Source organism: Bdellovibrio sp. SKB1291214 (assembly GCF_002209355.2).
Classification (GTDB): domain Bacteria; phylum Bdellovibrionota; class Bdellovibrionia; order Bdellovibrionales; family Bdellovibrionaceae; genus Bdellovibrio.
Genome location: NZ_CP106855.1, coordinates 2918790 through 2942859 on the forward strand (window position 1 = coordinate 2918790; position 24070 = coordinate 2942859).

The following is a 24070-nucleotide window of genomic DNA, read 5'->3' on the forward strand; positions in this document are numbered from 1 at the left end:
GAAAATGCGATTTGCAGCTTTGATTGGTTTCTTCTTGATGTTTTCAACTTCGCTATTCGCTCAAACAACTGATTTGCTTGAGCGTAATTTCGCGGGCACTTCCAAACAAGCCACTCCTCAAGCTGCGAAAGCTGATATTCAAAATCAAGCAGCCACGAAAGTTTCCGAGGAAGTGATTCGCGAACTTATTGGCGACGATCGCTATAATAAAAACAAGTCGTTGATTGCAAATAAAGTCATCAAGCTTTCAGCTCGGTACATTCCATTTGTAAAGCCATCTGCTATCACTCAAGAAGGTGAAGAATTCAAAATGTCAGTGAATATGAAAGTATCACTGTCGGATTTGAAGCAGCTTCTTCAAGTAAACTCTTTGCTGAATGAAAATGACACGATTCCTGTGGTTTTACCGGTGATCAGTTTTATCGACCGCGTTGAGAGTCGCAACTATCGCTGGTGGCAGCCACAGGAAAAGACTCAACCTTTCTTGGTCAAGCAAAGCCGAACTTTAGAGGAAGCTTTACGCAACTCTTTCCAAAAAAGTAATTTTTTTGTGATTAAGCCGGTGGAAGCGGGTTTGGGAGCTAATGTTCCTTCAAGTTTTCAAAATGAAAGAATCGCTGGTGAGGATTCTCAATTCTTTGCGCAATACTTCAATGCTCCGGTTGTTATCGATGGTCAGGTGCTGATCAATAAGGCTGAAAAAGGCAGTGGCTACCGGGTCGAAGTTCGTATGACCGCCATTCAAGTGAGCAATTCTCGTCCTATTGCCGATGTTTCTCGTCGTTATGACGTACAGGGTTCCTTCGAAGGAGCGGTTGATAAAAAAATCCGCGAAGTGGCTGAGGCTGTTTCAAGCGATTTGGCATCTCAAGTTTTTGAAGCATGGCAAAGAGGTTCGGTTGGAACTTCTGTGATCCGTGTGACCGTGACTGGTAAACACACCCTTCCATCGATGGAAGTTTTGAAAGAACGCATTCGCTCCCAATTAACTCAGGTGAAAAATATCCGTGAGCGTTTGGTGAGTTCTGACTCAGTTAGTTTTGAAGTCGATACAGTGGTTTCATCAACGGAACTTGCATCCAAGCTGGAAGCTTTGGATGTGAATGGTAAGAAGCTTGTGAAAGTTTCTGAAGGCCGTGAAGAAATCGTTTTAAAGCTGGCTCAATAAGGGGAGGCCTTTTGTGAGAATGTTTTTGGCTTTGGCAGTTGTAATATCCATGGTGGGATGTGTGACTGCGGATCGCGCGGGTGGTCCTCGTCGCGAAGTGCGTGATGAAAATCAGGTCTCTCTCAAGGACGAATCATCCCCTAGAAAACGCCTCATGGTTCTTCCGTTCCTTGATACATCCGATAAAAGACCTCAAAGTTTCCGCGATCGTGCGCGCTCTGCTTTCATCACGGATTTGAATCGTTCGGGTGAATTGATTGCTTTGGACAGTCGTGAACTAGGTATTGATCTGACAAAAATGATGGACCCGGCCGGTGGTTATAAAATGTCAGACGTTGCTAAGGCTGCAAGTGCTTTAGGTGTGAACGCCGTTTTGGAAGGGCGTATTCTTGATATCCGCGTACAAAGAAAATCAGATAATGTCGGTGTGGTCCGACAGCTGACGACGGGTTTTGAAGTTGTTGCCCAAGTGCGCGTGGTCACAACACGTGGTGGTCACGAGATTTTTAACACTGTAAAAACAGTTATTCTAAAAGACCAAGGCGTTCGCGTAGCTGAACGTGTCGAGACAGATAAATTTTTGCAGAACAATCCTGAAATGATTGAAGTGATCGTGAAAGATGCGTTTTTGGATTTCTCTCCGCAAGTGCTGGCTGCTTTGGAGAAAATCTCTTGGGAAGGGCGTATTGCCGCTATTCAGGGGGATCGAATCTATTTGAATGTTGGAAAAGTTTCAGGGTTGCAAATGGGAGATCTTCTGCGTGTGATGGAAGATGGTGATGATATTTATGACCCAGAAAGTGGGACGCACATTGGCCGTGCTCCAGGTAGATTGAAGGGGACTTTAGAAGTCATATCTTATTTTGGCACAGATGGCGCAATTGCAATAATTCATTCGGGATCTGGTTTCAAAGAGAACGATCGCATAGAAATTTATTAATCTTTAATTCTTTGTCTTTCGAAATTAATTAGGAGTATTATCAAAGTGTGAGATTTATTTTTGCACTTTGTTTGTTGATGCTCGTTTCTTCAGTCTCTTTTGCCAAGGACTGGAAGGTCGCCGTTCTATACTGGAGTATGAAAATCGAAGGCCAGGTTGCCATGCGCAAGGGTCTCGAGGAACAAGTCCAAATCTATAATAAAGAAAATAAAGGCAAGAGCTCGATCAACCTTATCCCTTTTGTAGCGGGAGAAGGTCGTAAAGGTATCGAGAACCAGGCAGCGCAGATGCAACAGGCCTTAAAAGAAAAGCCTGATGTTATTGTGATTCAACCGACGGATAATTCAACACTGGCATCAAGTCTTCAAGAGGCCAATTCTTTAAAAATCCCTGTTATCGCATACGACCAATACATTGTGAATGGTGAGTTGACGGCTTTTATCACCAGTGCCAACTATCGTGCCGGACAAGACAATGGGGAGTTCACGTCTCAATTCAAACCGGATCAACGCATTCGCATTGCCGTCTTTGAATATCCAGCGGTTTCATCAACAACAGAACGGGTGGATGGTTTTTTTGATTCTTTGCGCGCACAAAATGCAAAATTCAAAGTGGTTGGAGTGTATCAAGCGGTCGATCCTGAATCGGGCCGTCTGGCTGTAAAAAAATTCCTCAAAGACTTTCCTGATAAGAACAGCGTGGATGTTGTTTTCACCGTGAACGATGGCGGTGGCTTAGAAATCGTTAAAGAACTTCAAGCCAAGAAACGCACAGAAATCAAACATGTGACCTTCGATGGAGACCCCGCATCTGTTGATAATATTCGCGCAGGCCGCTCTACCGTAATCGATTCCGCACAGTTCTGTGGAGAGCTGGGCCGAGAGACGGCAAGAACTTTGGTGAAAGTTATCAGCGGCAGATCTGTAGAACGCAAAATTCGCGTTCCAACATTTCCAATCACCAAAAAAACTTTAAATGATTATCCGGGTTGGATGGGTGTTCCTAAACCTGAAGCTGCAAAGAAAGCAGATCGTGCACGACCGACGATCGTTCCTCGTGAGGAATTTGATCGAAATCAAAAACGCATCATCCGCATCGGCACAACTCCCCTGTGTCCTTATATCTGTGAAAAAAGCCCGGGCGTTTGGACAGGGTATTTGTTTGAGATTCTAGGCGAGGTTTCTCGTGATTTGGGTGTTGAACTTCGTTTGGAAAACGTCGTGACGACTCGCCTGAAGCAAGGCTTGGAAACTCGCAAGCTTGATTACATCATCGCTCCTGAATACTTAGTACGCTATATGGATGACGTCTTGGTTGTGGGTCCTCAGTTGGGCGTGAACTATACGGGTGCATTGTTTGCTAAGGATAAAAAAACTCCGCATATCATCGACAATCAATCCCTTGAGAATCAAAAAATCATCTATTCTGATTTCGGTTTGCAAGACGGGCGTATTGAGGCGGAATTCACAGGGCATAAAATCAATAAACTGTCTGGTTCAGATGTCGTGGAGCGCATGTTCCGCATCGTGGCGCAAAAACGAATGGATGTGGCGTTGGGGGATTACAATGTCCTTCGCTATTATCAAGTGCGAGATAAGGGACAGTTCACTCTTTATCCAACCTCCATCACCGGCTTTAGTTTCCTGGTGTTAGTGGGACTTAAGAAAAATCCTCAGGTAAATCTTTTGGGAGACGGACTGAATGATTGGTTTGTTCAATCTCGGAAAAATACTCATCTTCAGGAGATTCTAGGTCGGTATAATTTAACCGACTGGAGTATCTTAACTCGCGATTAAATTTGTCATATAGCAATCAAACATAGTATTGTTGAAGCGTGCAAAAACTCTGTGCGTTTATGTCTGCATTGCTATTTTTTTTATTTTCTTCATCTGTCTTTGCTAAAGATTGGAATGTCACCGTCCTTTATTGGAGCATGAAAATCGAAGGCCAAGTGGCCATGCGTAAAGGGCTTGAAGAACAAGTTCAAGTTTTCAATTCTGCGCACAAGGGAAAGCAGCAAATCAAGCTCACGTCTTACGTCGCCGGCGAAGGTCGCAAAGGCGTTGAAAATCAGGCCGAGCAAATGCAGCAAGCTTTAAAAGACAAACCCGATGCAATTATCGTTCAGCCAACAGATAACTCGACACTGGTATCCGGTCTGAAAGAGGCGAATACATTAAACATCCCCGTGATCGCATTTGATCAATACATCGTTAATGGTGAATTAGCGTCTTATATCACGAGTGCGAATTATGCCGCTGGCCGTGAAAATGGCGCCTATATCAGTTCGTTGTTTGGGTCAGAGCGAGTCATTAAAATTGCCGTCTTTGAATACCCTTCTGTATCAGCTACGACGGAACGCGTGGATGGCTTTTTCGATTCTTTGCGAGCCGAACACGTCCAATTTAAAGTGGTCGGCGTCTATCAAGCGGTTGATCCTGTCTCCGGGAAAGCAGCTGTGTCTCAGTTTCTTAAGGAATTTCCCAATAAAGGCAGTGTTGATGTTGTATTTACGGTGAATGACGGCGGTGGTTTGGAAATAGTAAAAGAACTTCAAGCCAAGAAACGCACTGAAATTAAGCACGTCACGTTTGATGGTGATCCCGAGTCCGTGCAAAATCTGCGTTCGAATAAGTTGACTGTGATCAACTCGGCTCAATATTGCGGTGAGCTTGGACGAGAAACCACAAGAACTTTGATTCGCGTTCTAAACGGTCAGCCCGTGGAAAAGAAGATTCGCATTCCCACATTTGCTATCACCCGAAACAATATCGCCGAATATCCGGGATGGATGGGGACTCCGAAAAGCTTATTACCTCCAAAACCCCCCGTCGTTGCTGCAAAAGTGCCCCAAGAATTAGATCAAAATAATAAACGTATTATCCGTATTGGAACCACAGCTCTGTGTCCCTATATCTGCGAAAAAAATCCTGGTGTCTGGACGGGATATGTTTTTGAAATGTTAAAGGAGACAGCGCAAGAAATGGGTGTGGAGCTGCGTTTAGAAAACGTACCTCCGTCACGCTTTAAGCAGGGGCTCCAGGTGCGCAAGCTCGATTACATTATCGCGCCGGAATATCTTGTGCGCTATATGGATGATATTTCGGTGGTGGGTCCGCAACTGGGAGTCAACTATACCGGCGCCTTGCTGCCCGTGGACAAAAAAGCACCTGCGGTGATCGATCCCCAGTCGTTGGAAAAATCCCGTCTCATCTATTTTGATATCGCTTTGCAGGATGGTCGGATCGAGAACGAGTTCAAGGGTCAGAAAATGCATAAACTTTCGGGTTCTGACGTGGTTCAAAGAATGTTTAGGATTGTCGCCCAAAAACGTATGGATGTGGCCTTGGGGGATTATAATGTTCTTCGCTATTATCTTTTAAGGGAGAAGGGGCAGCAGTTTGCATTGCATCCGACATCTATCACTGGATTTAGCTTTCTGGTCCTGGTGGGTCTTAAGAAGAACCCCCAGGTTTCCTTATTGGGCGACGGACTGACGGATTGGCTGGCGCACGCACGCAGCAATGGTCGACTGGCGCAAATATTAGGGCGCTACAATCTGACGGACTGGAACATGCTGACTCGCGATTAAAATATTGATTTTATAGCGAAAAATACATAATCATAGAAGGTCAGTTGAAAGGGCTTTCTATGCAAACAACTCTGGTTAAATCACTTTTTAGAGAAACTGAAAAATTCCTGGATAAAGAAGTCCAAATGTCGGGCTGGGTTCGTAAGATCCGTGACCAAAAGAATTTCGGCTTTATCGAGTTGAATGACGGCTCTTTCTTTAAAGGTGTTCAAGTTGTTTTCGACGAAAAAATGTCAAACTTCGACGAAGTTGCAAAGCTTTCTATCGCAAGCTCGATCATCGTGACGGGTAAAGTCGTTAAGTCGCAAGGTGCGGGGCAGACTTTTGAAGTTTTGGCTTCTAAAGTTGAAGTGATTCAAAAAGCAGCTGCAGAATATCCCCTTCAAAACAAACGCCATAGTTTTGAGTATCTGCGCGAGATCGCTCACTTGCGTCCGCGTGGTAACACGTTCTCTGCAGTATTCCGTGTGCGTTCTGTGCTTGCTTACGCGATTCATAAGTTTTTCCAGGATCAAAACTTCGTGTATGTGAACACGCCCATCATCACAGGCTCTGATGCTGAGGGTGCTGGCGAAATGTTCCGTGTCACCACATTGAAATTGGATAACCCGCCAAAAACAGCCGACGGAAAAATCGATGCTTCCAAAGATTTCTTTGGTAAGGAAACGAACCTGACAGTTTCTGGTCAGTTGAATGGTGAAACATTCTGCGCGGCTTTCCGTGATATCTACACATTCGGTCCTACATTCCGTGCTGAAAATTCAAATACATCTCGTCATGCAGCTGAGTTCTGGATGATCGAGCCAGAGATCGCATTTGCTGATTTGTCAGCGAATATGGAATTGGCTGAAGACATGATTAAGTACATCATCCGCTATGTGATGGAACAATGCCCAGAGGAGATGGAGTTCTTTAACCAATTCATCGAAAAAGGCTTGTTCGATAAATTGAACAACGTTTTGAACAACAACTTTGCTCGCGTGACTTACACAGAAGCTATCGAGATTTTGAAAAAATCTGGTAAGAAATTCGAATTCAACGTTGAATGGGGAATTGACATGCAATCTGAGCATGAAAGATTCCTTGCTGAAGAGCACTTCAAGCGTCCTGTATTCGTGACGGATTATCCGAAGGAAATCAAAGCGTTCTATATGAAATTGAATGCTGATGGTAAGACAGTGCGTGCAATGGACTTGCTTGCTCCGGGTATCGGTGAAATCATCGGTGGGTCACAACGGGAAGACAACCTCGAGATCCTAGAGTCTCGTATGAAAGGCCATGGTCTTCATCTTGAGGATTACTCTTTCTATACAGATCTTCGTAAATACGGCAGCTTCCCGCACGCGGGTTATGGTCTGGGCTTCGAGCGTATGTTGATGTACGTAACAGGCATGACAAACATTCGTGATGTGATCCCGTTTCCACGCACGCCGAACAACGCTCTATTCTAGAGAACAAAAAAAGGCTGCTTCACAAGCAGCCTTTTTTATTTAATGCGCGGGTTGTTTTTCAATACGTGTATCGGGGATGACCCAGATAGCGGCCACGATCACGTACATCGCACATGCCACCCACACATTCACGAAAGCCAGACCCATTCCCGTGATGTATAGCACCGGGGAGATCTTGCCTTTCAGATCTTTGCCAAGGGCTTGTCGCAAATGTTGGTTTTTCTGACCTCCACAGGTCAGGGCCTGAACCAAAAGATAATATGCCACGGCCGAGGCTAATAAAACCAAGCCGTACATGAAGACCGGCCAAGCACCAAAGTGGTTTTCACCCATCCACGCCGTTGTGACGGGAATTAAGGACAACCAAAACAGCAGATGCAGGTTTGCCCACATCGATCTGCCGTCCACTTCCTCAATAGAATGAATAAGATGGTGATGATTGTTCCAGTAAATCCCCACATAAATAAAGCTGAGGATATAGGAGAAAAGCACCGGCCACAGCGGCAACAGGTCTTCCAGATGATCCCCATGGGGAACTTTAAGTTCCAAGACCATGATGGTGATAATGATAGCTAAAACCCCGTCGCTAAATGCTTCTAAACGGCCTTTTTTCATATGGTCCTATTTTGAATTTTAAAATGAGAGAGAAAGAATTTGGTGCGAATAACTGGACTTGAACCAGTGACCTCTTCCATGTCAAGGAAGCGCGCTACCAACTACGCTATATCCGCACATAATTGGAGATATAAACCTATACGGCTGGCCGGGTATCCGCAAGAAATGACACACTCAGTAACCGGAGCGGGTGTGGATTTGTCCTCAACTTGAGCTTTGTTGGCCTTAGTTTTCAACGTTTGCAATTACAGCAGTGCCGGCGTTCAATCTTTAAAGGAGGCAAAGATGATTGATTTTTATACAGCTCACACACCGAATGGCCGCAAGGTTTGGATCATGCTTGAGGAACTTGGCATTCCCTACACTTTGCATGAAATCAATCTTCAAAAGAATGAGCAAAAAACGCCGGAGTTTTTGGCGATGAATCCGAACGGCCGTATTCCAGTGATTGTTGATAATACGCCGGTGGGGCCGGTCACGGTGTTTGAGAGTGCGGCGATTCTTTATTATCTGGCTTCAAAGTATGAGGGTCGTTTCTTTGGCTATGGTTTGGATGAGCGCACCCATGTGATGGAATGGATGATGTTCCAAATGTCTGCTGTGGGACCAAATTTTGGAAATTTAAATTACGGGCACAATTATATGAATCCGAAAGTGCCTGCGTTTATCGAACGCTTTGAAAAGGAAAGCCTCCGCATCGTGGGAGTCTTGGAAATTCAATTGGGGAAAAATGACTATCTTGCTGGGGGCAATTATACCGTCGCAGATATGTGTAATTACCCATGGGTAGCTGCAATGCTTGAAAGACAACCCCAACTATTTGTCGATGCCCCGAAGGTTAAGCAATGGGCTCGGAAGATTTCTGAGCGTCCTGCGGTTCGCAAGGGGATGGCTTAAGGCCTTTGAAATCCCATAAAGCCTGGTCAAGCATTTGGCTGGGCTTTACGTTTCCTAACGCATTTTGAATGGTCGAATAGATATTTGGAATTTCTTTTTCTAAATCTCGCACCAATTTTTTTACACGCTGGCGCTTTAAACCATCTTGAGATCCACAAAGATTGCATGGAATGATTGGAAAATTCCAATCAGCGGCAAGCGCTTCGATATCACGTTCCGAAACATAGGCCAGCGGACGAAGTAAAATATTACGCCCATCATCTGAACGAAGTTTGGGTGGCATCGCCGCCGTTTGGCCCGCATAGAACATGTTTAACAAAGTCGTATGAACAACGTCATCGCGGTGATGGCCCAAAGCCATTTTCGTGAAACCAAGGTTGTGGGCATAATCGTAAAGAATTCCACGACGGAGTCGAGAGCATAACGAGCAGAAGGTTGCTCCTTTTGATTTTTCTTTAACAATGGAATAAGTGTCTTTTTCGATCACATGAAGCTTTACACCTAAGGACTCAATCCAGACTTTGAAATTCGTGGCGTCGAAACCCGGTTGCTTTTGATCCAAAATCGCCGCTTCGATTTCAAAGTGACGCTCGGAACGTCTTTGAATTTCGGTTAAAAGCGCCAGCAAAACGCTTGAATCCTTGCCCCCAGACACACAAACCATCACCTTGTCGCCATCTTCGATCATGTTAAAATCATTCAGTGCTTGAACGATTTGTTTGCGGATTTTAATGGCGAGTGGGTGCTCAAAGTTGATTTGTGACATCGGGGCTATTTTTAGTCGAAACTTCAACGACTTGTCGAGCTAATTTAATGCCTGCCGATGTCAGTTCCGCGATACCGCGGGTATAAACTTTGTCTCCAATGCTGTATTGGGCGCTGTAATGGTCAATAAAGTAAATTATTTTCAGTTCGACCCAGTTTTCGTTGGTATCAGACACATAGGCCCAGGGTGCCGGGATGCCGCGAACTTCGCCAATACCCGCGACAATTTTCTCTAAGATTTGCTTGGCGTGCTCGATATTTGAGCCATAAGCCAGACGGAAGATTTGACGACGTAAAATCGGGTTGTCCGGCGGGGAGAAGTTCGAGATTTGTGCATTTGCCATAAAGCGATTCGAGAAAGTGATGACTTCATCAGAAAAACCAATCAGTGTTGTCGATCTCCACGAAATTTCTTTCACTTGCCCAGTGGCTTTTTGAATGCCACTTGTGATCTCTAGCCAGTCGCCAATTTCAAAATTGCGATCCAGCTGCAAAGAAATTCCGGCAAAAAGATTTCCCAGAGTATCTTGCAGAGCCAAACCGAGAATGACGGATGCTGCGGCCGATGTCGCAAGCAGTGGTCCGAGCTCCAATCCAAAAATGCGATTGATACCCCAGAATAAAAGAGCGATCGACATGATCAATGAAAAAATATTAACCAAAAGCAGGGGAACCCCATGCTTCATAGATCCTAGGAAAAGGTACTGGAGTACCATGAGGCGAGCTGTTTTCACAAATACGATATTCGCCCAGATAAAAGTCATCACAGCGACATAGGGCGTGAAGCGATTCAAAGAGCCGAGTTGTGCTTCAGAACTTTGCATGAAAATAAATAAAACAAAAAGAAAACTTAGAATAACAAAGTGACGCAGCAAGAGTCTGAAATGATTGCGAATACTTTTATGGCGCTCGTCGCTGACTTCTTTTAGAAAAAATTTGTAAAACAACCAGGCGATGGCAAGAAGACTTCCGATCAGGATGTAACCTTCTAATTGGAGAATGTCGTATAGAACCTGAATTTTGATAAACTTCTCTGCCATGATTTATAAATCTCCGTTAACCCTTAGTATAGTGATCAAATTTTAGTCTAGTCGAGCAGAAATTTTTTTCTCCAAATCATTTGGGAGCTGCGTCGGTGCGCCGATAAGCCCTTCATGAGAAAACATATATTAATCATGAGTGCTTCCGTTTTACTTGCTGCCTGTGGCCAGCAGTATTCCGTTGCTATTGATGGTATGGCCTCTCAGACCGTTTCAGATATCGCCTGCAAAAATCAGCAATTGGAAGAAAAACTGTACGACGGACTTAAAAGTTATTTGATTGAACAAAAATCAATCCCGACCGCGACAGAGTTGAAAGCCGCTATGAAAACTCACGTCGACCAGTTGGCACAAGACAATCCGCGCATGACATCATCGCAAGTGGCAAAGCTTCAGGATGATCTTGATAGCCTCGTGGACTCACTCTTAAGCGAGGCTCCACAAGGCGAGCGTGTTGAAACTCCTGAGCAATTACTCGGATTACTGTCAGGAATTGATGTGGGTGATCGCTCGACAACTTTCCGGGCGTATATTCAAGATCGTGTGCGCAATGACTTCAATCAATTGTCGGTGACTGTGAACTCAATGGATCTATCGTGTTCAAACACAGAATCCGCGTCAGCCACCCCAACCAACGAAGATGGTTCGACATCGGCAGCCGCTGCCCCAACTCCACAAATTGAAGCAAATCCTGACTATGCTTATCACAGAAGACAGGCCCTCGCAGCGGGTGTCCCTCTGGCGGTTTTTGGCGAGCGTTGGGCTTTGGCTACTGCTTATCAGTCTTGCAACAGTTTGGAAATTCCGGCACTGGATAACACTGTGCCAGATATCAAAGGGATTGCGATCACGGGCAAGCATTCTGATGGCGTGGGCAATAAGCGTTCGATCGCAAGTTTAACGCAAGTTCAAGCAACTCATCCTTATTTGAATCAAGTATCAACTTATGGTTCCGGTTGTTTCAACGTCCGACAAAATCCGTTGATCTATGATTATGGCGGCAAGCCCTATGCAACGACTTCTAAAACATCACCCATTGATCTATTTAAAAATAGTGGGGATGGAACAAGTGTTTTGGGCATTGATTGCTCGGGTTACGTTTACACCTCCATGGCCACGGCGGGGTTGCGCTTAAAAGAAGGTCGCTCTTTGAAAGCATCTGACTCTTGGGCGTGGGGTTCAACTTCCTACGTCGAGCCTGCAAAAAATGGTTTAACATGTTTAAGTAAAATCACGGTCACACCTGCAATGAGTTTACAAGCAGGTGATATCGTGGCTGTTCCTGGACACGTGATCATTATCGATAAGGTGGGTGCCGACCCCTTTGGTATTGCGAACGCTCAGGCGGCAAGCGATTGCAGCAAACTTACTTCAGACGGTTTTGATTTTACGGTGGCGCAAAGTTCACCAAGTAAAGAGGGCGTGGGTATCAATCACTCTTTAGCTAAGGACTATTTGCCCACAAGTGAGAAAATGCAGGCAGGTTTGCAAAAGTATGCTTACTACGCGTGTCTTGCTAAATTTAATGCTAAAAATTATACACCAAGTTTGGGCACTTTATCGGTGGTACGTCATAAAGGAACCAAAGCTTGTACGGATACGCGCGTCGTTTTATCTCGAGAAAGCTGCATCCAGTCGTGTTCGTCATCTGCATTTACGCAGTAATTTTTCTGAAAAAAGGAAATGACTTCAGAGGGCTCCATGATATGGGACCCTTTTTAATTATAAAAGAGAAATATCAGTAAGAAGTGTTTGCATAGAGCTTTTGCTGGGCTATAACCGCTGCCATGAAAACAATTTCTATGCTTATGGCTTCAATTGTGATTTCGACGGGAAGTTTAGCTTTTGCTCTAACTGGATCTTACTGTGATGACATCACTCGCTTGGATCAGCTTCCTCATTTAAACTCTGTGCAGTTCAAAAATTTCTTTATCGACGGCACCAAGATTGATCGCATCATCATCTCTAAGGATCGTAAGAAACTTTATGCCCTTCGCGACGATGTGGTTTTAAAATCTTATGACGTCGCCTTTGGAAACCCCTTCGGTGCTAAGCAATTTGAGGGAGATCGTAAAACTCCAGAGGGAGTTTATAAAATCGATGGTAAAAACAAGGAAAGTTTGTTTTATCGGGGACTGCACATCGACTATCCAAATAAAGCGGACCGTGCTTATGCAAAGTCACAAGGTCGTTCTCCGGGTGGCGATATCATGATCCATGGTTTCCCCAATGATCCGACTCAAAATGCATTAGTGACGGCGGTTCATCCATTTTACAATTGGACCTCGGGATGTGTGGCCGTCACCAATCCTGAAATCGAACAACTCTTTATGATGACGAACAAGGGCGTGACAGTCGAAATCTGCAAAATGTCGACGCCACCGCAAGCTCCCCAGCCTCCTGAGCCGCCTCAAGCCCCCGAACCACCGAATCAGCCGGAACAGTAAGATAACGAAAAAGTCTTCTGAACTCAGAGGGCTTTTTTTATGTCAAAATTCGACCGACAAAAGTCCAGCTGGATGCGAGAATTCGTATCCCAAAATGAGAGTCCATGATGGAATCAGAGTTAAGTGCAGGTTCTTGTTAAAGATTTAGCGTGATGTACCGAAAAGAACCACAACTATGAGGTCGTTATGAGATTGAAATTGAAGCCGTTATCTACAATCAAAGCACTCGCAGCCACAGCGTCCGTTTGGACTTTCTGTATGGCACCCGTCGCGCAAGGTGCTGCAGCGGCAAATCAAAAGCAATTGATCAATCAATTCTTGAAAGAGACAAAGCTTTCTACAAAACAGCAAACTGTCTCTGAATTCTGGCAAAGCGTTCGCCACGTTTTCCCTAAAAAACCTCAAGCACAGTTAGATACTTGGGTGCGTTTGAATGGCTCTCAACCAATGCCGAAAGTTGAAGCTCAAACGATCAAAGGTTCTGACGGCAAAGAGCAAGTTCGTTTGAACTTCCTTATGGCTGGCGGAAAAACAATGACGATCATCGTTTCTGGTGATGAAGATCAATTCATTAAAATCAACTCTCAATGGTTATCTGCAAAAGATCTGTCTCGTTATAACAACTTTAACGACATCGTAGACAAACTTGCAAAAGATCCAGAAATCAAAAAAGGTTTGGAATCAAGCCCGGTTCAGAAAGTCACTGTTGCGACAAATGCTCCGAACAAATTTAAAACTCAAAAAAGATTCCTAACAGGTCGTGAGATCGCGAAACTTCCGACTCTAAAATCGCAAGTTGATGTTTTGCTTCGTATGCGTGAAGCTTCTGAAGCTGCTGACAGAGTGTTTACTTCTGGTGGCGGTAAAAAAGGCGCGATGAATGAAATCTTGAATCATGATGCCATTGAATATGTATGGAGCTTGTTGCTTCCAGACGCAAATGCGGCTGATGGTCCTTGCGTCGCTTCCGGTTGGATCGCTAGCTATCACCAAAATTCTTGTGCGCGTGCTGATTTGGGTCGTGACACTTTAATTGCAAGAGCTAAAGAACTTCCTTTCAATGATACTATTAAAGCCAAAGTTGAGACTTGTGCGAACACGGGCGGTCTTCCTTGTAATCCGATGATCTTTGGTTTCTCGGATAACAGCGGTACGCCAATTTGTATTAAGTCTTCTGTGAAAACAGCGACGAAACAATGTAATGAACTTGCTCCATTGACGGCAGCGGGTAAAGAAAAAATCATCCAATCTATCGTTGCGGCGAAAGGTAAAGATGGTTCTCTTTGTAAGTTAAATGGTGAATCAACGGTTTCTCAGTCTTGCTTGGATGCTCTTGATAATTATACGAATGGTTTAAGACAGCACTATTCTAATGCTGCTGAATTCTGTACAAGCGGTTCTGTTAAAACTCCGGAAGAGAAATCTCAATGGGTGACTCGCGGTGATATTAAAGCAGACCAAAAACAAGCCTGTGATAATTTAAGAGATCGTTACTTTGGTTTGGCTGCTTTGGTTGAACAAGGTCCTCCAATTGTGATCGCTCCGCCTCCGATTAAAGAAGACAACTGTTCTAAAGAAGTTGCCGGTACAAAAATGAATGCTGCTGGCCAATGCGTTTGTGAAACGACGAATGCTCCGCCGACTGATTCTGAAGAAGTTGGTCCTAAGAAAAAAATCTGTGCCGCTGCTGCTGTTGTAGACGCAACTGGTGATAAAGGTGCTAAAAAAGAAGAGTGCGGCGAATGGAGCTGGTGTAAGAGAAAAGGTACCTACATCGCAGTAGGTGCAGGTCTTATTGTTGCCGGTCTTCTTGCATGGTTGTTGTTGAAGAAAAAGAAAAAGAACGACAAAAAAGATCCAGTTTACGAAACTCCAGCTCCAGTACCTGAACCAACAGCGACAGCAACGGTAACGGTATCTCCAAGTGCAACGATCACTCCAGTAGATCCAGCACCGACGACGCCGGCTTGTGATGTTCCGCCGAACTCGATCATCAACGGAGTGTGTACACCTCCGACGGTTGTTCCTCCTGAACCGCTTCCATCTGAGGGCGGTACAACCACCGGAACAGTCATCAATGGTGGCGTTCGCTAGGTAAAATGGCTAACACCCCAGAAATTAACATACAAGAAAATCCACAGCGGGCTCCTCGGAAACGAGAAGCCCCTGTGCCTTTAAGGGGTCCCTCTCAGGATCTTTTTAAGCGCAGCAAACAGGAGCTTAGTTTTTCTGTTGGTACCGGTTTTCAGGGTGGACCCTCGCGCAAACGCAAAGGTTATCGTCTGGCGTTGTGGTCGTTGATGGCCTCATTTATCGATGCATTGATCTTACTTGCCATCAGCTGTGCTTTTTTAGTTCTGTTTTCATTGTTGATGAAGACACCAGCAAACGCTGTTATTAAAATATTCTTTCGTTCTGAATCGAACATTATGTTACTTGCGCAATTGTACGCCGTGAGCGCGTGGGTTTATCTGATAGCAACACGGGTCCTAACTGGTTCTAGCATCGGTGAATGGGCTTGTAATATTCGTTTAGGACAACCCCATGAGCGCATGGAGACTCGTTATGTGTGGCGTGTTTTAAAGCGTTCTACGCTTATTGTTGCAACCGGAGTTGTTGTTCTGCCAGCGTTGTCTTTGATATTAGGTGGCGACCTTACGGGCAAGCTTTGCGGGCTCCGCCTATTTTCTTTGAAGTAAACCTAAAACTTCGTAATGCACCGATTGTGGGAACTGATCTAAGATCGCAAGCTCGCTGATCTCGTATCCAAAAGACTGCAAGCGCTGCATATCTTTTGCCATCGATTCTGGAAAGCAGGACATATAAATAAAAAATGGCGGTCTTTGTGAGGGGGTTAACTCTTCCAACGGGTTTAAGAAACCCATAAGCCCCGAGCGAGGTGGATTCGCAAGCACCCCATCAAATTGCGAAAAATCTTGTAGGATCTTTTTCTGAAAATCGCCTCTGTAAATAGTTAATTTTTCGCGATGCTTTTTTAATTCCGAAGGTAACATAAGAACTGTTTGTTCAAGGCCTTCCAGCGACAGCGCATCGATTTCACAGGCAAGAACTGACTTCGCCGTGGCAAGTGCTGGTAATGTTAAATTTCCGATGCCAGAACCGAATTCAATCAGGCGAGCGTTAGGATGCTGATTCACCCAGGTTGAAATTTTATCTGCGATGAATACATTTGCCTTTAAACTAGGTTGGGTAAAGCTCGCCACATGACAGTAAAGATTTACCGGGATCTTATTCATCCACGTCGTGAACCAGACGTTCAGTTCTGGATCTTTGAGTTTGAATTCTTCGCCATTCCAAACTGGAACTTTGCGGCGCTGACCGATTTCAACAAAAGCTTGTTCTTGAAGTTTTTTAAGAATGCTTTGTTCATCTAGGAGGGTTTTGATATCGACATTGGCAAAATCAAGCCACACTCCGCGTTGTCCCTCGGGGCCGACACGCAGACGGATCGAACCTTTCGTAAAAGGCCATTTGATTTTTCTAAACTCTTTATACCAAGCTTGAAGTTCCGGTGAAAGTTGAGCGCAGATCTCAATATCAACGATTTCATGCGAGCCTTTGCCATAAAGACCCAGTTTTCCATCTTGCAGGCTGAAATCCAGACGATCGCGTAAGTAAGCAGCCCCCGCGCTTAGGAATTCAATTTGAGGAGGAAGAGTTAAACCATAATCGTGCAGCAGCCCACGCAGCTCACCGGTCTTTAATTGAACCTGTTCACCATAGGTTTTATCCAGCAACTGGCAACCATTGCAGGTGTTTTCGTAAGGGCATGGGATGAGTGTTTGTGGCTCAGGAAAAATCATTTAGAACGAGGGCCGGGCTCCAGTTTGTATATGCAGCTGGCGGCATCTTTTTTAACGCCATCTTCATAGTGTAAGTCGCGCTCAGTATACCCTAGAGTCACGTGCGGGAAAAACAATTCTGGGTTAAATTCACCAGATTTCCCACCCTTCCTGACGTAAAGGGCTTCGATTTCTTTACGAATCTTAAAAAGCGCCTCTGATTCAACTACCACAAAATATGTGCTTTCCTCTTTTCCATTCAGTTTGACAGTGCCACGGCCGACACAAAGCGGATGGTAGGGGCTTTTTTGTAGATTCGCTTTTTCAGCGATTTCGTGGATGTCTTTCATTTTTAGGTGTTTGCTCAAGATCTTATCAAACTCGACAGGTGTGATCACCGTGATATGGGCTTCGCCGCGGTTTTTAAGGGGTGATTTCAGGATGCCTTCAAGTTGCAGTAAAATCGGTTGATATCCCGAGTAGGTCAAATTCATTGCTAGGTAATTTTTGAAAGGCTCTTTACCTTCGTGAGGAATGAATGCGGCTGGAGAGTAAACTTCGTCGGTATATTTGATTTCTGGCAATTGAGTCTGAGACGGAGCGGTTACACAGGAGCTTAGCATAAGCATAATGAAAACCCATTGAATTGCGCGCACAAGCATCCTCCCAAGTATTTGACATAAATTCCCAAGTACTTCTAGCCTACACAGACTATGTATAAAGTGAAAGCGCTTCTTAAAAATCTTCTGTGCTTATTTGCCCTTACAACGTTTATTTCGTCCTGTCAGAGCAAGGAATTGAAACCAAATTCCGCGGGATCTCATGGTGGTACAACGACCACGGGAGCCTTCGTAAACTCCCCAAATAATCTAATTAGTGAGACTCGCCAACTGACTTTTGTGGGTCCCAAATCGGGAGAGGGCTATTTCAGTCCAGATGGTCGTTACATGATTTTTCAAAGTGAGCGCGAGCCGGGAAATCCGTTTTATCAAATGTACGTCATGGACCTAAAAAACGGAGAGACTCGTCGCGTGTCGCCGGGGCTTGGCAAGACGACTTGTGGATGGATTCATCCTTCGATGAAAAAAGTGATGTTCTCCTCCACACACGCAGATCAAAACAGCAAAAAGAAAATGGCCGAGGAAATTGAAAATCGTAAAAAGGCGGTTAAAGCTAAGTACTCTTGGAGCTTTGATGAAACCTATGACATCTGGACCTCGAATCTAGAGGGGAAGAACTTAAAGCGTCTCACGAAGGAAAAAGGCTATGATGCGGAAGGCGCTTATTCTCCGGATGGAAAATATATAGTGTTTGCTTCGAATCGGGCAGGTTACACGGAAAAACTGTCTGCTGACGATCAAAAGTTATTTGATCAAGATCCTTCCTATATGATGGATATCTACATCATGAATTCAGATGGATCGGGTGTAAAACGTCTGACTGAATCTAAAGGTTACGACGGCGGACCATTCTTTAGTGCTGATGGCACAAAGATCACGTGGCGCCGATTTAATGCAACTGGAACCATGGCTGAAATCTATACAATGAATAGGGATGGTTCAGATCAAAAGGCCGTCACGCAGATGAAGGCTATGTCATGGGCGCCTTTCTTTCATCCATCAGGTGATTACATTGTGTTTGGTTCCAGTGTTCTAGGATTCACGAACTTTGAACTCTTCATCGTCGATGCGGCTGGTAAATCAGATCCGGTGCGAGTCACATTCGCTGACGATTTCGACGGGCTTCCCGTATTCACTCCCGACGGTAAAAATCTGTCCTGGACCCACAGAAATCAAAAAGGCGATTCACAGATTGTGATGGCAAAGTGGGATGATGCCCAAGCCCGACGCATGTTGAAGCTTCCGCCCGTGGACCCGGTAAAGGCGTTGCTTACCGCAGATTTTAACGTCCCTGATTTAAAAGCTTGGATTGGCTATTTAACACAGAATGAGTTCGCGGGGCGCAGTACGGGGGGCGCTCAAGAAAAAGTGTACTCTGAAAAAATCGCGGAGCTTTTTAAAGCTTGGGGATTAAAACCCGCCGGATCAAATGGCACTTATTTTCAAACCTTCGAATTTACTTCAGGTGTGAGTCTAGGAGATAAGAACTTACTTGAACTCATTTCTAAAGACAAAAAGAACTACAAGGTTTCTGAGGATTACCAGCCACTTTCATTCTCTAAAACAGGACCTGTAAGTGGGGCGCCCATTGTCTTTGCCGGTTATGGAATTAAGGCGCCGGCCTCTGACAAAGAGGCTGCCTACGATTCCTATAAAGGCCTTGATGTGAAAAACAAATGGGTTCTGGTCCTGACAGATTTGCCAGCGAATATGCCGTCGACTCGTCGTCAGTATTTGAACCTTTATTCCAGAATGCAACACAAGGTCACGGTCGCAAAAAATGAAGGAGCAATCGGTTTAATTGCGGTCCACGGACCATTGAGTGACTTAAACGATCAGTTTGGAAAGATCAAATTCGAAGGCTCCTTGTCAGAGTCTAGTATCGCGGTCATTCAGCTTTCAACCAAAGCGGCCAATGAGCTTTTGCAACGGGCTGGAAAAGATCTCAAGTCTGAACAAGCAGCCCTAGATAAAGGCGAGTTTCAGCCTGGATTTGCCATTCCTTCTGTTTACCTAAAAGGAAATATTGATCTGCAATTTCAAAAATCCCAGGGCACGAATGTCCTCGCCGAGCTTTCAATGAAATCGGCAAAGACGTCGCTGCTTGTGGGGGCCCATGGTGATCATTTGGGGTTAGGTGTGGCCGGAAGTTCTTTGGCTAAAAACGATGAGGCAGGACTTGCTCACAACGGTGCGGATGACAATGCCTCAGGGGTCGCCGGTGTGATGGAACTTGCTCATTACTATGCAAACCTGCAAAAGACATCACCGCGAGTATTAAAGAAGAACTTGATGTTTGCAGTATGGTCCGGTGAAGAGCTTGGTAATTTAGGTTCAACTCATTTTACAAAAACTCTGCAGGGTAAAAAGATTGAAGCTTATTTAAATATGGACATGGTGGGGCGGTTGCGTGATCGCTTATTTGTGCAAGGTCTAGGTTCCGGCGATACATGGACGGGGATAGCAGAAAAGGTCGAAGCGAAAACAAAGCTCCCTTTGGTGACTCAAGAGGACCCCTATTTGCCAACAGACTCTTTAGCTCTGTATATTGCAGGTATTCCGACTGCGCACTTTTTTACCGGGGCGCATTCGGAATATCACACCCCCCGTGACACGATGGAGTTAATCAACTTTGAAGGTGAGGTTCGTGTCCTAGAAGTCGTGAAGGGTTTCGCCGACCAAATCGCTATGACATCAACTGCGGCCGTTAATTATGTAAAGGTCGCAAGTTCTCAAAACAACATGGAAGGCCGAAGTTTCCGGGTGTACGTGGGAACCATCCCTGATTACACTCAAGAAGGAACCAAAGGTGTTTTGCTTTCAGGGGTCTCAAAAGACAGTCCAGCTGAAAAAGCAGGACTTCAAGAAAAAGACGTACTGATTGAATTTGATAGTACAAAAATCGATAACATCTATGATTACGTGTATGCGCTTCAAGCCGTTAAACCGAATAAAGAAACGACATTGAAAGTTCTTCGTGCCGGTAAAGTCTTGGAATTGAAAGTGACGCCAAAGTTGAAAGAATAAAGGCTCATTGATTTCGAAGAATACCCTTGCGGGGAGTCCAGGAAAAATAAAAGGGGAGTGGCTAACTCCCCTTTTTTATTAGTTTTCTATAAAGTCGGAAATTTCAATTTTGAACATTTCTTTTTTAGAAAGCTTGCTAAATTTTTGTCGGAAAACTTCACGTAGGGATCGCCATCTTCGCGGTAGCTAAAGATATCACCCACGGTCAGTTCGCAGTTTTTGCCTGCTTCATCTGTGAACTTTACTTTTCCACGAGCATTGCTTGTGGGCGCCGAGCCCATTTTAAATCCAGCATCCATGATCAAGCCTTTGTAGTTTTTGATTTCGACACCGCCGGCATTTGTTTTAGCGATTTCCCCTGAGACTTGGACTTCAGCCTTGTTCATGCCTTTTAGTTGGGCGGTTTCGTAATCAAAGTAAAATTCATCTCCTGTCGTGGATGTCACAACCAAAACACGTTGTTCTTCATTCCACGTGAAAGTCGGGAACTTGAAGCGACGAGGAAACGTATAAAACTCCCGTGCTCCTGTTGTTTCCGAAACTGGACCAGAGCCGAAGGAGTTAAAAACCATCAGATTGCCGTCTGCTGCAAAGACGTAACCGCGGTATAACATTGTCGTCACATGATAGTTACTGATTGAAACAAAGCAGTTTCCGTTCGATGTGGGGCGCATCTGCGCTTGGATGCTGCCACCGCGCTCGACGCGATCTTGGCAGGTAAGACTGTCCTGAGCTTGAGTAGAGGCGAAACCGGGGAACGCAAAAAGAAGCGATAGTAGCAGTTGCATAAATACCTCACTGGAATGTTTACTCAGGAGAACTCAGCGCAAACTCGCTGTCATCAAGAGAAACGGAGCAGCAAAAAAATCCCCAACAAAACTTTAACCAATTCTGGACTCGAAGTTCATTAACCTTCTGTGTTCTTATATGAGTCTCCTATCCATGAGGTTTTTGTCGATGACGTCTTCTTTCTCTGATGAATTTAAAAAATATCAAAAACAAGAGCGCCGTTTAACGGTTGCAATCGTTTTGGTGTCTGTTTTGGCGCCGGTTGCGTTTTCATTATTGCTTGAAAGAAAGTTTCACTGGATGTTTTGTGGAATCACAGCGCTGATGTTTTTAGTGGCTGCTGTGGGCCTTCATGTTTATCGCGCAAAAGTTTCTCAGAAACTTCTTAAAAAATATGAAAATCTTGAAGTGGGTTCAGTATTGGCGAAAAAGATTTCTCCAAAAGCCCCGAGTCGTTTTGTGATCACCAACACGGGCTACAATCATTTCTATTTGCGTTGTTTAAACACGGGTGAACAAGTGCTCGTGTCTAAACACAGAGTTCGCGAAGATTTCGATATTGCAAATTGATTTCAAGATTCTCATAGCGGAGCCTATCCAAAACGGAGGTTCCAATGAGAAGATCTGCGCTTATAATGGCGCTGTTCACGTTTCTGTATCTGACGACGTCAGTAGCTGGCGTTTTGGATTACAGTTGCTCTGAAAAAAACTTCTATGGAACCAACGTCAAATACTGCATCAACCATGTAGATCGTCTTCGCAATCAAGATATCGTCTATGTCTTTCATGGAATTTCTGCTTCGGCTGAATCCTGGTTCACCAAGGAAGACACGCGCGCGATTTCAAAGCTTTGGCTAAAAAAAGGTTATGAGCCAACGGTGATTTCGATTTCGTTTGGTCCGGTGTGGATGCTGGTTGAAAACGAAAAATACCGATACCTGTCCACTTTATACAATCAGATTATGCCTTATCTGGAATATCAATTAGGCGGCCTGGGTTTCGGGAAGCGCATGGTGATTGGGCAATCTATGGGTGGATTCAATGCCGCAGAAGCCACGTTGCGCATGCCTGGATACTTTTGGAAAGCCCTTTTGCTTTGTCCTGCATTGACAGTGTTGGGGCCCTTTGCCACCGCTCAAGAAATTAAAGAATATAAGGAGCGCACTCATGCCGAGAGTGTATTGGTGGATTCTATCGTTAAGATCTCCAAGCAATATATAGTGGATCAAAATGATTGGGATCGACATGATCCAATGAAGTTACTAGCGAGTTACCCACAAGGGTTTATGAAACCTCTCTATTATGTTTCAACAGGTCGGGGAGATAACTTCGGCTTTCAAGAGGGCTCGCAAATCTTTGCAAATTTAGCAAAAAAATATGGCTTTCAGGCACAGTGGGCGCCGGTCTTTGGATTTCACTGCAATTTTAATCGTCAGGGAGCAGCGGATTTTATCAGAGGAGTTTCGAAATGAACGACATGGAATCCTATAAAGGGTTTAAAGATGAAAATCGCATCAAAGGCGGAGATATCAACGCGGATGAGTACCGCGAAGAAGTTCGGCTGCTGATCGAAAAATTGGTCCGCTATTTGGTGGATCAGCCAGACACTGTCACCGTTACAACTTATGTGGGGCCTAAAACCACTGTGTACCGGGTGAACTGCGCTAAAGATAATCTAGGGCAAGTTATCGGTGCTCAAGGTAAGACCATTATGGGACTTCGTGCGGTGGTGCATGCAATGACTGCGCGAAACGGGATTCGTTCTATTGTGGAGATTCCAGTTTAGGTGGTTGGGTGACAAAGAATTCCTTGTTCATTTTAGTGGTGGTCTTGGTTGTAGGGTTTGGAATCTGGTTTACCAAATTCGGGCAAGAGCTAAAAAGAACGCAGGAAATCGTCAACGAGAAAAACGACGATACGCAAAGACTTCTGCGTCGTCGTACGGCGGCCGTGGCAGAATCACCTGAGGCAACGACACCAGACAATTCTTTAAGAAAATCTCAGCTACAACAAGAGGTCCAGGCGCTTTCAAATCAAGTGCTTCAGGAAAACCAAAAATTGGAAACTCAGCAACAGTTTTTAAATGAACTTCGAAATCGCAACAATCCTGCAGCGGCGGAAATCAATTATCGGAATCAAATTAGCACCGCCCACCGAGAGATCCAGTTTTTAACTGACACCCTTCGTTTCAATCAATTTAACGAGACCGATGTCCAGCGGGAAGTCGAGCGTTTTCAGGCAGAACAAAGCAGTGCTGTGCGCCTTTATCAGGAGCAGATGGATCAAAACATCAACGATCAAGAGGTCTTAGTTCGCAGAACTCAAGAGGACCTTCAGTATTGGAATGGAAATTTAAATGATCTGACCTTACGTGCTCAGAATGTTCAAGTGTTACAGCAACAACTCGCAAATCAAACGCAACAGTTGCAGGATATGAAAGTACAACGTTTAGAAATCGCAGCCCGGGCCTTAGAAAATACTCGGGCTCTCCAGGCCCAGGCAAGGCAACTCGCCAATGAGACGTCCCAAGCCAGAGCGGATATTCAAAATGAGATCTCTGCACTCCGCGAAGATATCCAAAGGCTCGAGTCTAGCTACAGCCAAACCCGTTTCACGCAGATGTCCGCCCAATCTCAAATGCAGCAGGCTGAAAGAAATGTCCAGGGGCATAAAAAAACCCGATCTGTTTCCAGACCGGGTTCGAGTAAAAAAGAGCTGGCGTCGTGCTACTCTCCCACATGGTCGCCCATGCAATACCATCGCCGCAAGAGGACTTAACTTCTGAGTTCGGAATGGGATCAGGTGTGGCCCCTCTGCTATAAACACCAGCAAAGCGTTTATTAAAACAAAGATGAAGTACGTTTATACTTCGTCGTTCTTCTTTGCAACTTACTTCCAATACAAATGGAGAAGTTA

General features: G+C 44.8%; 20 protein-coding genes, 1 tRNA gene and 1 rRNA gene. 14 read left to right on the plus strand and 8 right to left on the minus strand.

Annotation, left to right across the window (positions count from 1 at the left end):
- Positions 1–4: 4 nt before the first annotated feature.
- The 5 genes from B9G69_RS14460 to asnS are packed head-to-tail and all read left to right on the plus strand — an operon-like array spanning position 5 to position 7151.
- On the plus strand, positions 5–1168 hold the full coding sequence (locus B9G69_RS14460) for a hypothetical protein (protein ID WP_088614671.1): 1164 nt from the start codon (positions 5–7) through the stop codon (positions 1166–1168).
- Between the two features lie 19 nt (positions 1169–1187).
- Complete coding sequence (locus B9G69_RS14465) at positions 1188–2108, plus strand: hypothetical protein (protein ID WP_088614670.1); 921 nt, start codon at positions 1188–1190, stop codon at positions 2106–2108.
- A 47-nt stretch (positions 2109–2155) separates the two neighbouring features.
- The gene (locus B9G69_RS14470; protein ID WP_265437808.1) at positions 2156–3904 is read left to right on the plus strand and encodes a substrate-binding domain-containing protein; all 1749 of its coding nucleotides are present in this window, start codon (positions 2156–2158) and stop codon (positions 3902–3904) included.
- A gap of 59 nt (positions 3905–3963) precedes the next feature.
- Positions 3964–5700 carry a substrate-binding domain-containing protein gene (locus B9G69_RS14475; protein WP_254916788.1) on the plus strand — a complete coding sequence of 579 codons (1737 nt, stop codon included), beginning with the start codon at positions 3964–3966 and terminating at the stop codon, positions 5698–5700.
- A gap of 59 nt (positions 5701–5759) precedes the next feature.
- Positions 5760–7151, plus strand: coding sequence for an asparagine--tRNA ligase (asnS, locus tag B9G69_RS14480; protein ID WP_265437809.1), 1392 nt, complete (start codon positions 5760–5762; stop codon positions 7149–7151).
- Positions 7152–7190: 39 nt separating this feature from the next.
- Here the strand turns inward: asnS and B9G69_RS14485 are convergent, their stop codons facing one another.
- Both B9G69_RS14485 and B9G69_RS14490 read right to left on the minus strand, forming a co-directional pair.
- Entirely contained in the window at positions 7191–7766 is a 576-nt protein-coding gene (locus tag B9G69_RS14485) for a TMEM175 family protein (RefSeq protein WP_088614668.1), read from the minus strand.
- Between the two features lie 40 nt (positions 7767–7806).
- Positions 7807–7882 (minus strand) — tRNA-Val (locus B9G69_RS14490).
- Between the two features lie 169 nt (positions 7883–8051).
- Between B9G69_RS14490 and B9G69_RS14495 the strand changes: the two genes are divergently transcribed.
- Complete coding sequence (locus tag B9G69_RS14495) at positions 8052–8663, plus strand: glutathione S-transferase family protein (RefSeq protein ID WP_088614667.1); 612 nt, start codon at positions 8052–8054, stop codon at positions 8661–8663.
- Here the strand turns inward: B9G69_RS14495 and ttcA are convergent.
- Together ttcA and B9G69_RS14505 are read right to left on the minus strand one after the other, a co-directional pair.
- A complete protein-coding gene (gene ttcA, locus B9G69_RS14500; protein ID WP_088614666.1) occupies positions 8605–9429 on the minus strand; it encodes a tRNA 2-thiocytidine(32) synthetase TtcA in 825 nt (274 codons plus the stop codon). The genes B9G69_RS14495 and ttcA overlap by 59 nt on opposite strands.
- On the minus strand, positions 9410–10468 hold the full coding sequence (locus tag B9G69_RS14505; protein ID WP_088614665.1) for a mechanosensitive ion channel family protein: 1059 nt from the start codon (positions 10466–10468) through the stop codon (positions 9410–9412). The genes ttcA and B9G69_RS14505 overlap by 20 nt, the downstream gene beginning before the upstream one ends.
- Before the next feature lie 114 nt (positions 10469–10582).
- Between B9G69_RS14505 and B9G69_RS14510 the strand changes: the two genes are divergently transcribed.
- The 4 genes from B9G69_RS14510 (at position 10583) to B9G69_RS14525 (ending at position 15614) form a co-directional block, all read left to right on the plus strand.
- Positions 10583–12133, plus strand: a complete 1551-nt coding sequence (locus B9G69_RS14510; protein ID WP_254916786.1) for a hypothetical protein — start codon at positions 10583–10585, stop codon at positions 12131–12133.
- A gap of 122 nt (positions 12134–12255) precedes the next feature.
- A complete protein-coding gene (locus B9G69_RS14515; RefSeq protein WP_088614664.1) occupies positions 12256–12915 on the plus strand; it encodes a L,D-transpeptidase family protein in 660 nt (219 codons plus the stop codon).
- 186 nt (positions 12916–13101) lie between these two features.
- A complete protein-coding gene (locus tag B9G69_RS14520) occupies positions 13102–15009 on the plus strand; it encodes a hypothetical protein (protein WP_088614663.1) in 1908 nt (635 codons plus the stop codon).
- A 74-nt stretch (positions 15010–15083) separates the two neighbouring features.
- The gene (locus B9G69_RS14525) at positions 15084–15614 is read left to right on the plus strand and encodes an RDD family protein (protein ID WP_254916785.1); all 531 of its coding nucleotides are present in this window, start codon (positions 15084–15086) and stop codon (positions 15612–15614) included.
- On the opposite strand, the gene B9G69_RS14530 is transcribed toward B9G69_RS14525, so the two are convergent.
- On the minus strand, positions 15597–16739 hold the full coding sequence (locus tag B9G69_RS14530; protein WP_088614661.1) for a class I SAM-dependent RNA methyltransferase: 1143 nt from the start codon (positions 16737–16739) through the stop codon (positions 15597–15599). The genes B9G69_RS14525 and B9G69_RS14530 overlap by 18 nt on opposite strands.
- On the minus strand, positions 16736–17374 hold the full coding sequence (locus tag B9G69_RS14535) for a 2'-5' RNA ligase family protein (RefSeq protein WP_254916784.1): 639 nt from the start codon (positions 17372–17374) through the stop codon (positions 16736–16738). Before B9G69_RS14535 ends, B9G69_RS14530 begins: the two co-directional genes overlap by 4 nt.
- Before the next feature lie 141 nt (positions 17375–17515).
- On the opposite strand from B9G69_RS14535, the gene B9G69_RS14540 reads away from it, so the two are divergent.
- Entirely contained in the window at positions 17516–20365 is a 2850-nt protein-coding gene (locus tag B9G69_RS14540) for a M28 family peptidase (RefSeq protein WP_254916783.1), read from the plus strand.
- 86 nt (positions 20366–20451) lie between these two features.
- Here B9G69_RS14540 and B9G69_RS14545 read toward each other — a convergent pair whose 3' ends face one another.
- Positions 20452–21153: a hypothetical protein gene (locus B9G69_RS14545; protein ID WP_088614658.1), complete on the minus strand. Its 702-nt coding sequence runs from the start codon at positions 21151–21153 to the stop codon at positions 20452–20454.
- Positions 21154–21322: 169 nt separating this feature from the next.
- On the opposite strand from B9G69_RS14545, the gene B9G69_RS14550 reads away from it, so the two are divergent.
- From B9G69_RS14550 to B9G69_RS14560, 3 genes are read left to right on the plus strand one after another with little or no spacing between them, the layout of a single operon-like run.
- Positions 21323–21724 carry a hypothetical protein gene (locus tag B9G69_RS14550; protein WP_088614657.1) on the plus strand — a complete coding sequence of 134 codons (402 nt, stop codon included), beginning with the start codon at positions 21323–21325 and terminating at the stop codon, positions 21722–21724.
- Between the two features lie 44 nt (positions 21725–21768).
- Positions 21769–22626 carry an alpha/beta hydrolase-fold protein gene (locus B9G69_RS14555; RefSeq protein WP_088614656.1) on the plus strand — a complete coding sequence of 286 codons (858 nt, stop codon included), beginning with the start codon at positions 21769–21771 and terminating at the stop codon, positions 22624–22626.
- On the plus strand, positions 22623–22940 hold the full coding sequence (locus B9G69_RS14560) for a KH domain-containing protein (RefSeq protein ID WP_088614655.1): 318 nt from the start codon (positions 22623–22625) through the stop codon (positions 22938–22940). The genes B9G69_RS14555 and B9G69_RS14560 overlap by 4 nt, the downstream gene beginning before the upstream one ends.
- Positions 22941–23867: 927 nt before the next feature.
- Here B9G69_RS14560 and rrf read toward each other — a convergent pair.
- A 5S ribosomal RNA gene (gene rrf, locus B9G69_RS14565) occupies positions 23868–23984 on the minus strand.
- Positions 23985–24070: the final 86 nt, after the last annotated feature.

What these genes read in the sequence shown, in the direction of transcription:
- B9G69_RS14560 (WP_088614655.1), top strand. Translation starts at nt 22,623, where the DNA reads ATGAACGACATGGAATCCTATAAAGGGTTTAAAGATGAAAATCGCATC.
- B9G69_RS14465 (WP_088614670.1), top strand. Translation starts at nt 1,188, where the DNA reads ATGTTTTTGGCTTTGGCAGTTGTAATATCCATGGTGGGATGTGTGACT.
- B9G69_RS14520 (WP_088614663.1), top strand. Translation starts at nt 13,102, where the DNA reads ATGAGATTGAAATTGAAGCCGTTATCTACAATCAAAGCACTCGCAGCC.
- B9G69_RS14495 (WP_088614667.1), top strand. Translation starts at nt 8,052, where the DNA reads ATGATTGATTTTTATACAGCTCACACACCGAATGGCCGCAAGGTTTGG.
- B9G69_RS14555 (WP_088614656.1), top strand. Translation starts at nt 21,769, where the DNA reads ATGAGAAGATCTGCGCTTATAATGGCGCTGTTCACGTTTCTGTATCTG.
- B9G69_RS14550 (WP_088614657.1), top strand. Translation starts at nt 21,323, where the DNA reads ATGACGTCTTCTTTCTCTGATGAATTTAAAAAATATCAAAAACAAGAG.
- B9G69_RS14530 (WP_088614661.1), bottom strand. Translation starts at nt 16,739, where the DNA reads ATGATTTTTCCTGAGCCACAAACACTCATCCCATGCCCTTACGAAAAC.
- B9G69_RS14510 (WP_254916786.1), top strand. Translation starts at nt 10,583, where the DNA reads ATGAGAAAACATATATTAATCATGAGTGCTTCCGTTTTACTTGCTGCC.
- B9G69_RS14505 (WP_088614665.1), bottom strand. Translation starts at nt 10,468, where the DNA reads ATGGCAGAGAAGTTTATCAAAATTCAGGTTCTATACGACATTCTCCAA.
- B9G69_RS14545 (WP_088614658.1), bottom strand. Translation starts at nt 21,153, where the DNA reads ATGCAACTGCTACTATCGCTTCTTTTTGCGTTCCCCGGTTTCGCCTCT.
- B9G69_RS14485 (WP_088614668.1), bottom strand. Translation starts at nt 7,766, where the DNA reads ATGAAAAAAGGCCGTTTAGAAGCATTTAGCGACGGGGTTTTAGCTATC.
- B9G69_RS14515 (WP_088614664.1), top strand. Translation starts at nt 12,256, where the DNA reads ATGAAAACAATTTCTATGCTTATGGCTTCAATTGTGATTTCGACGGGA.
- B9G69_RS14475 (WP_254916788.1), top strand. Translation starts at nt 3,964, where the DNA reads ATGTCTGCATTGCTATTTTTTTTATTTTCTTCATCTGTCTTTGCTAAA.
- B9G69_RS14460 (WP_088614671.1), top strand. Translation starts at nt 5, where the DNA reads ATGCGATTTGCAGCTTTGATTGGTTTCTTCTTGATGTTTTCAACTTCG.
- ttcA (WP_088614666.1), bottom strand. Translation starts at nt 9,429, where the DNA reads ATGTCACAAATCAACTTTGAGCACCCACTCGCCATTAAAATCCGCAAA.
- asnS (WP_265437809.1), top strand. Translation starts at nt 5,760, where the DNA reads ATGCAAACAACTCTGGTTAAATCACTTTTTAGAGAAACTGAAAAATTC.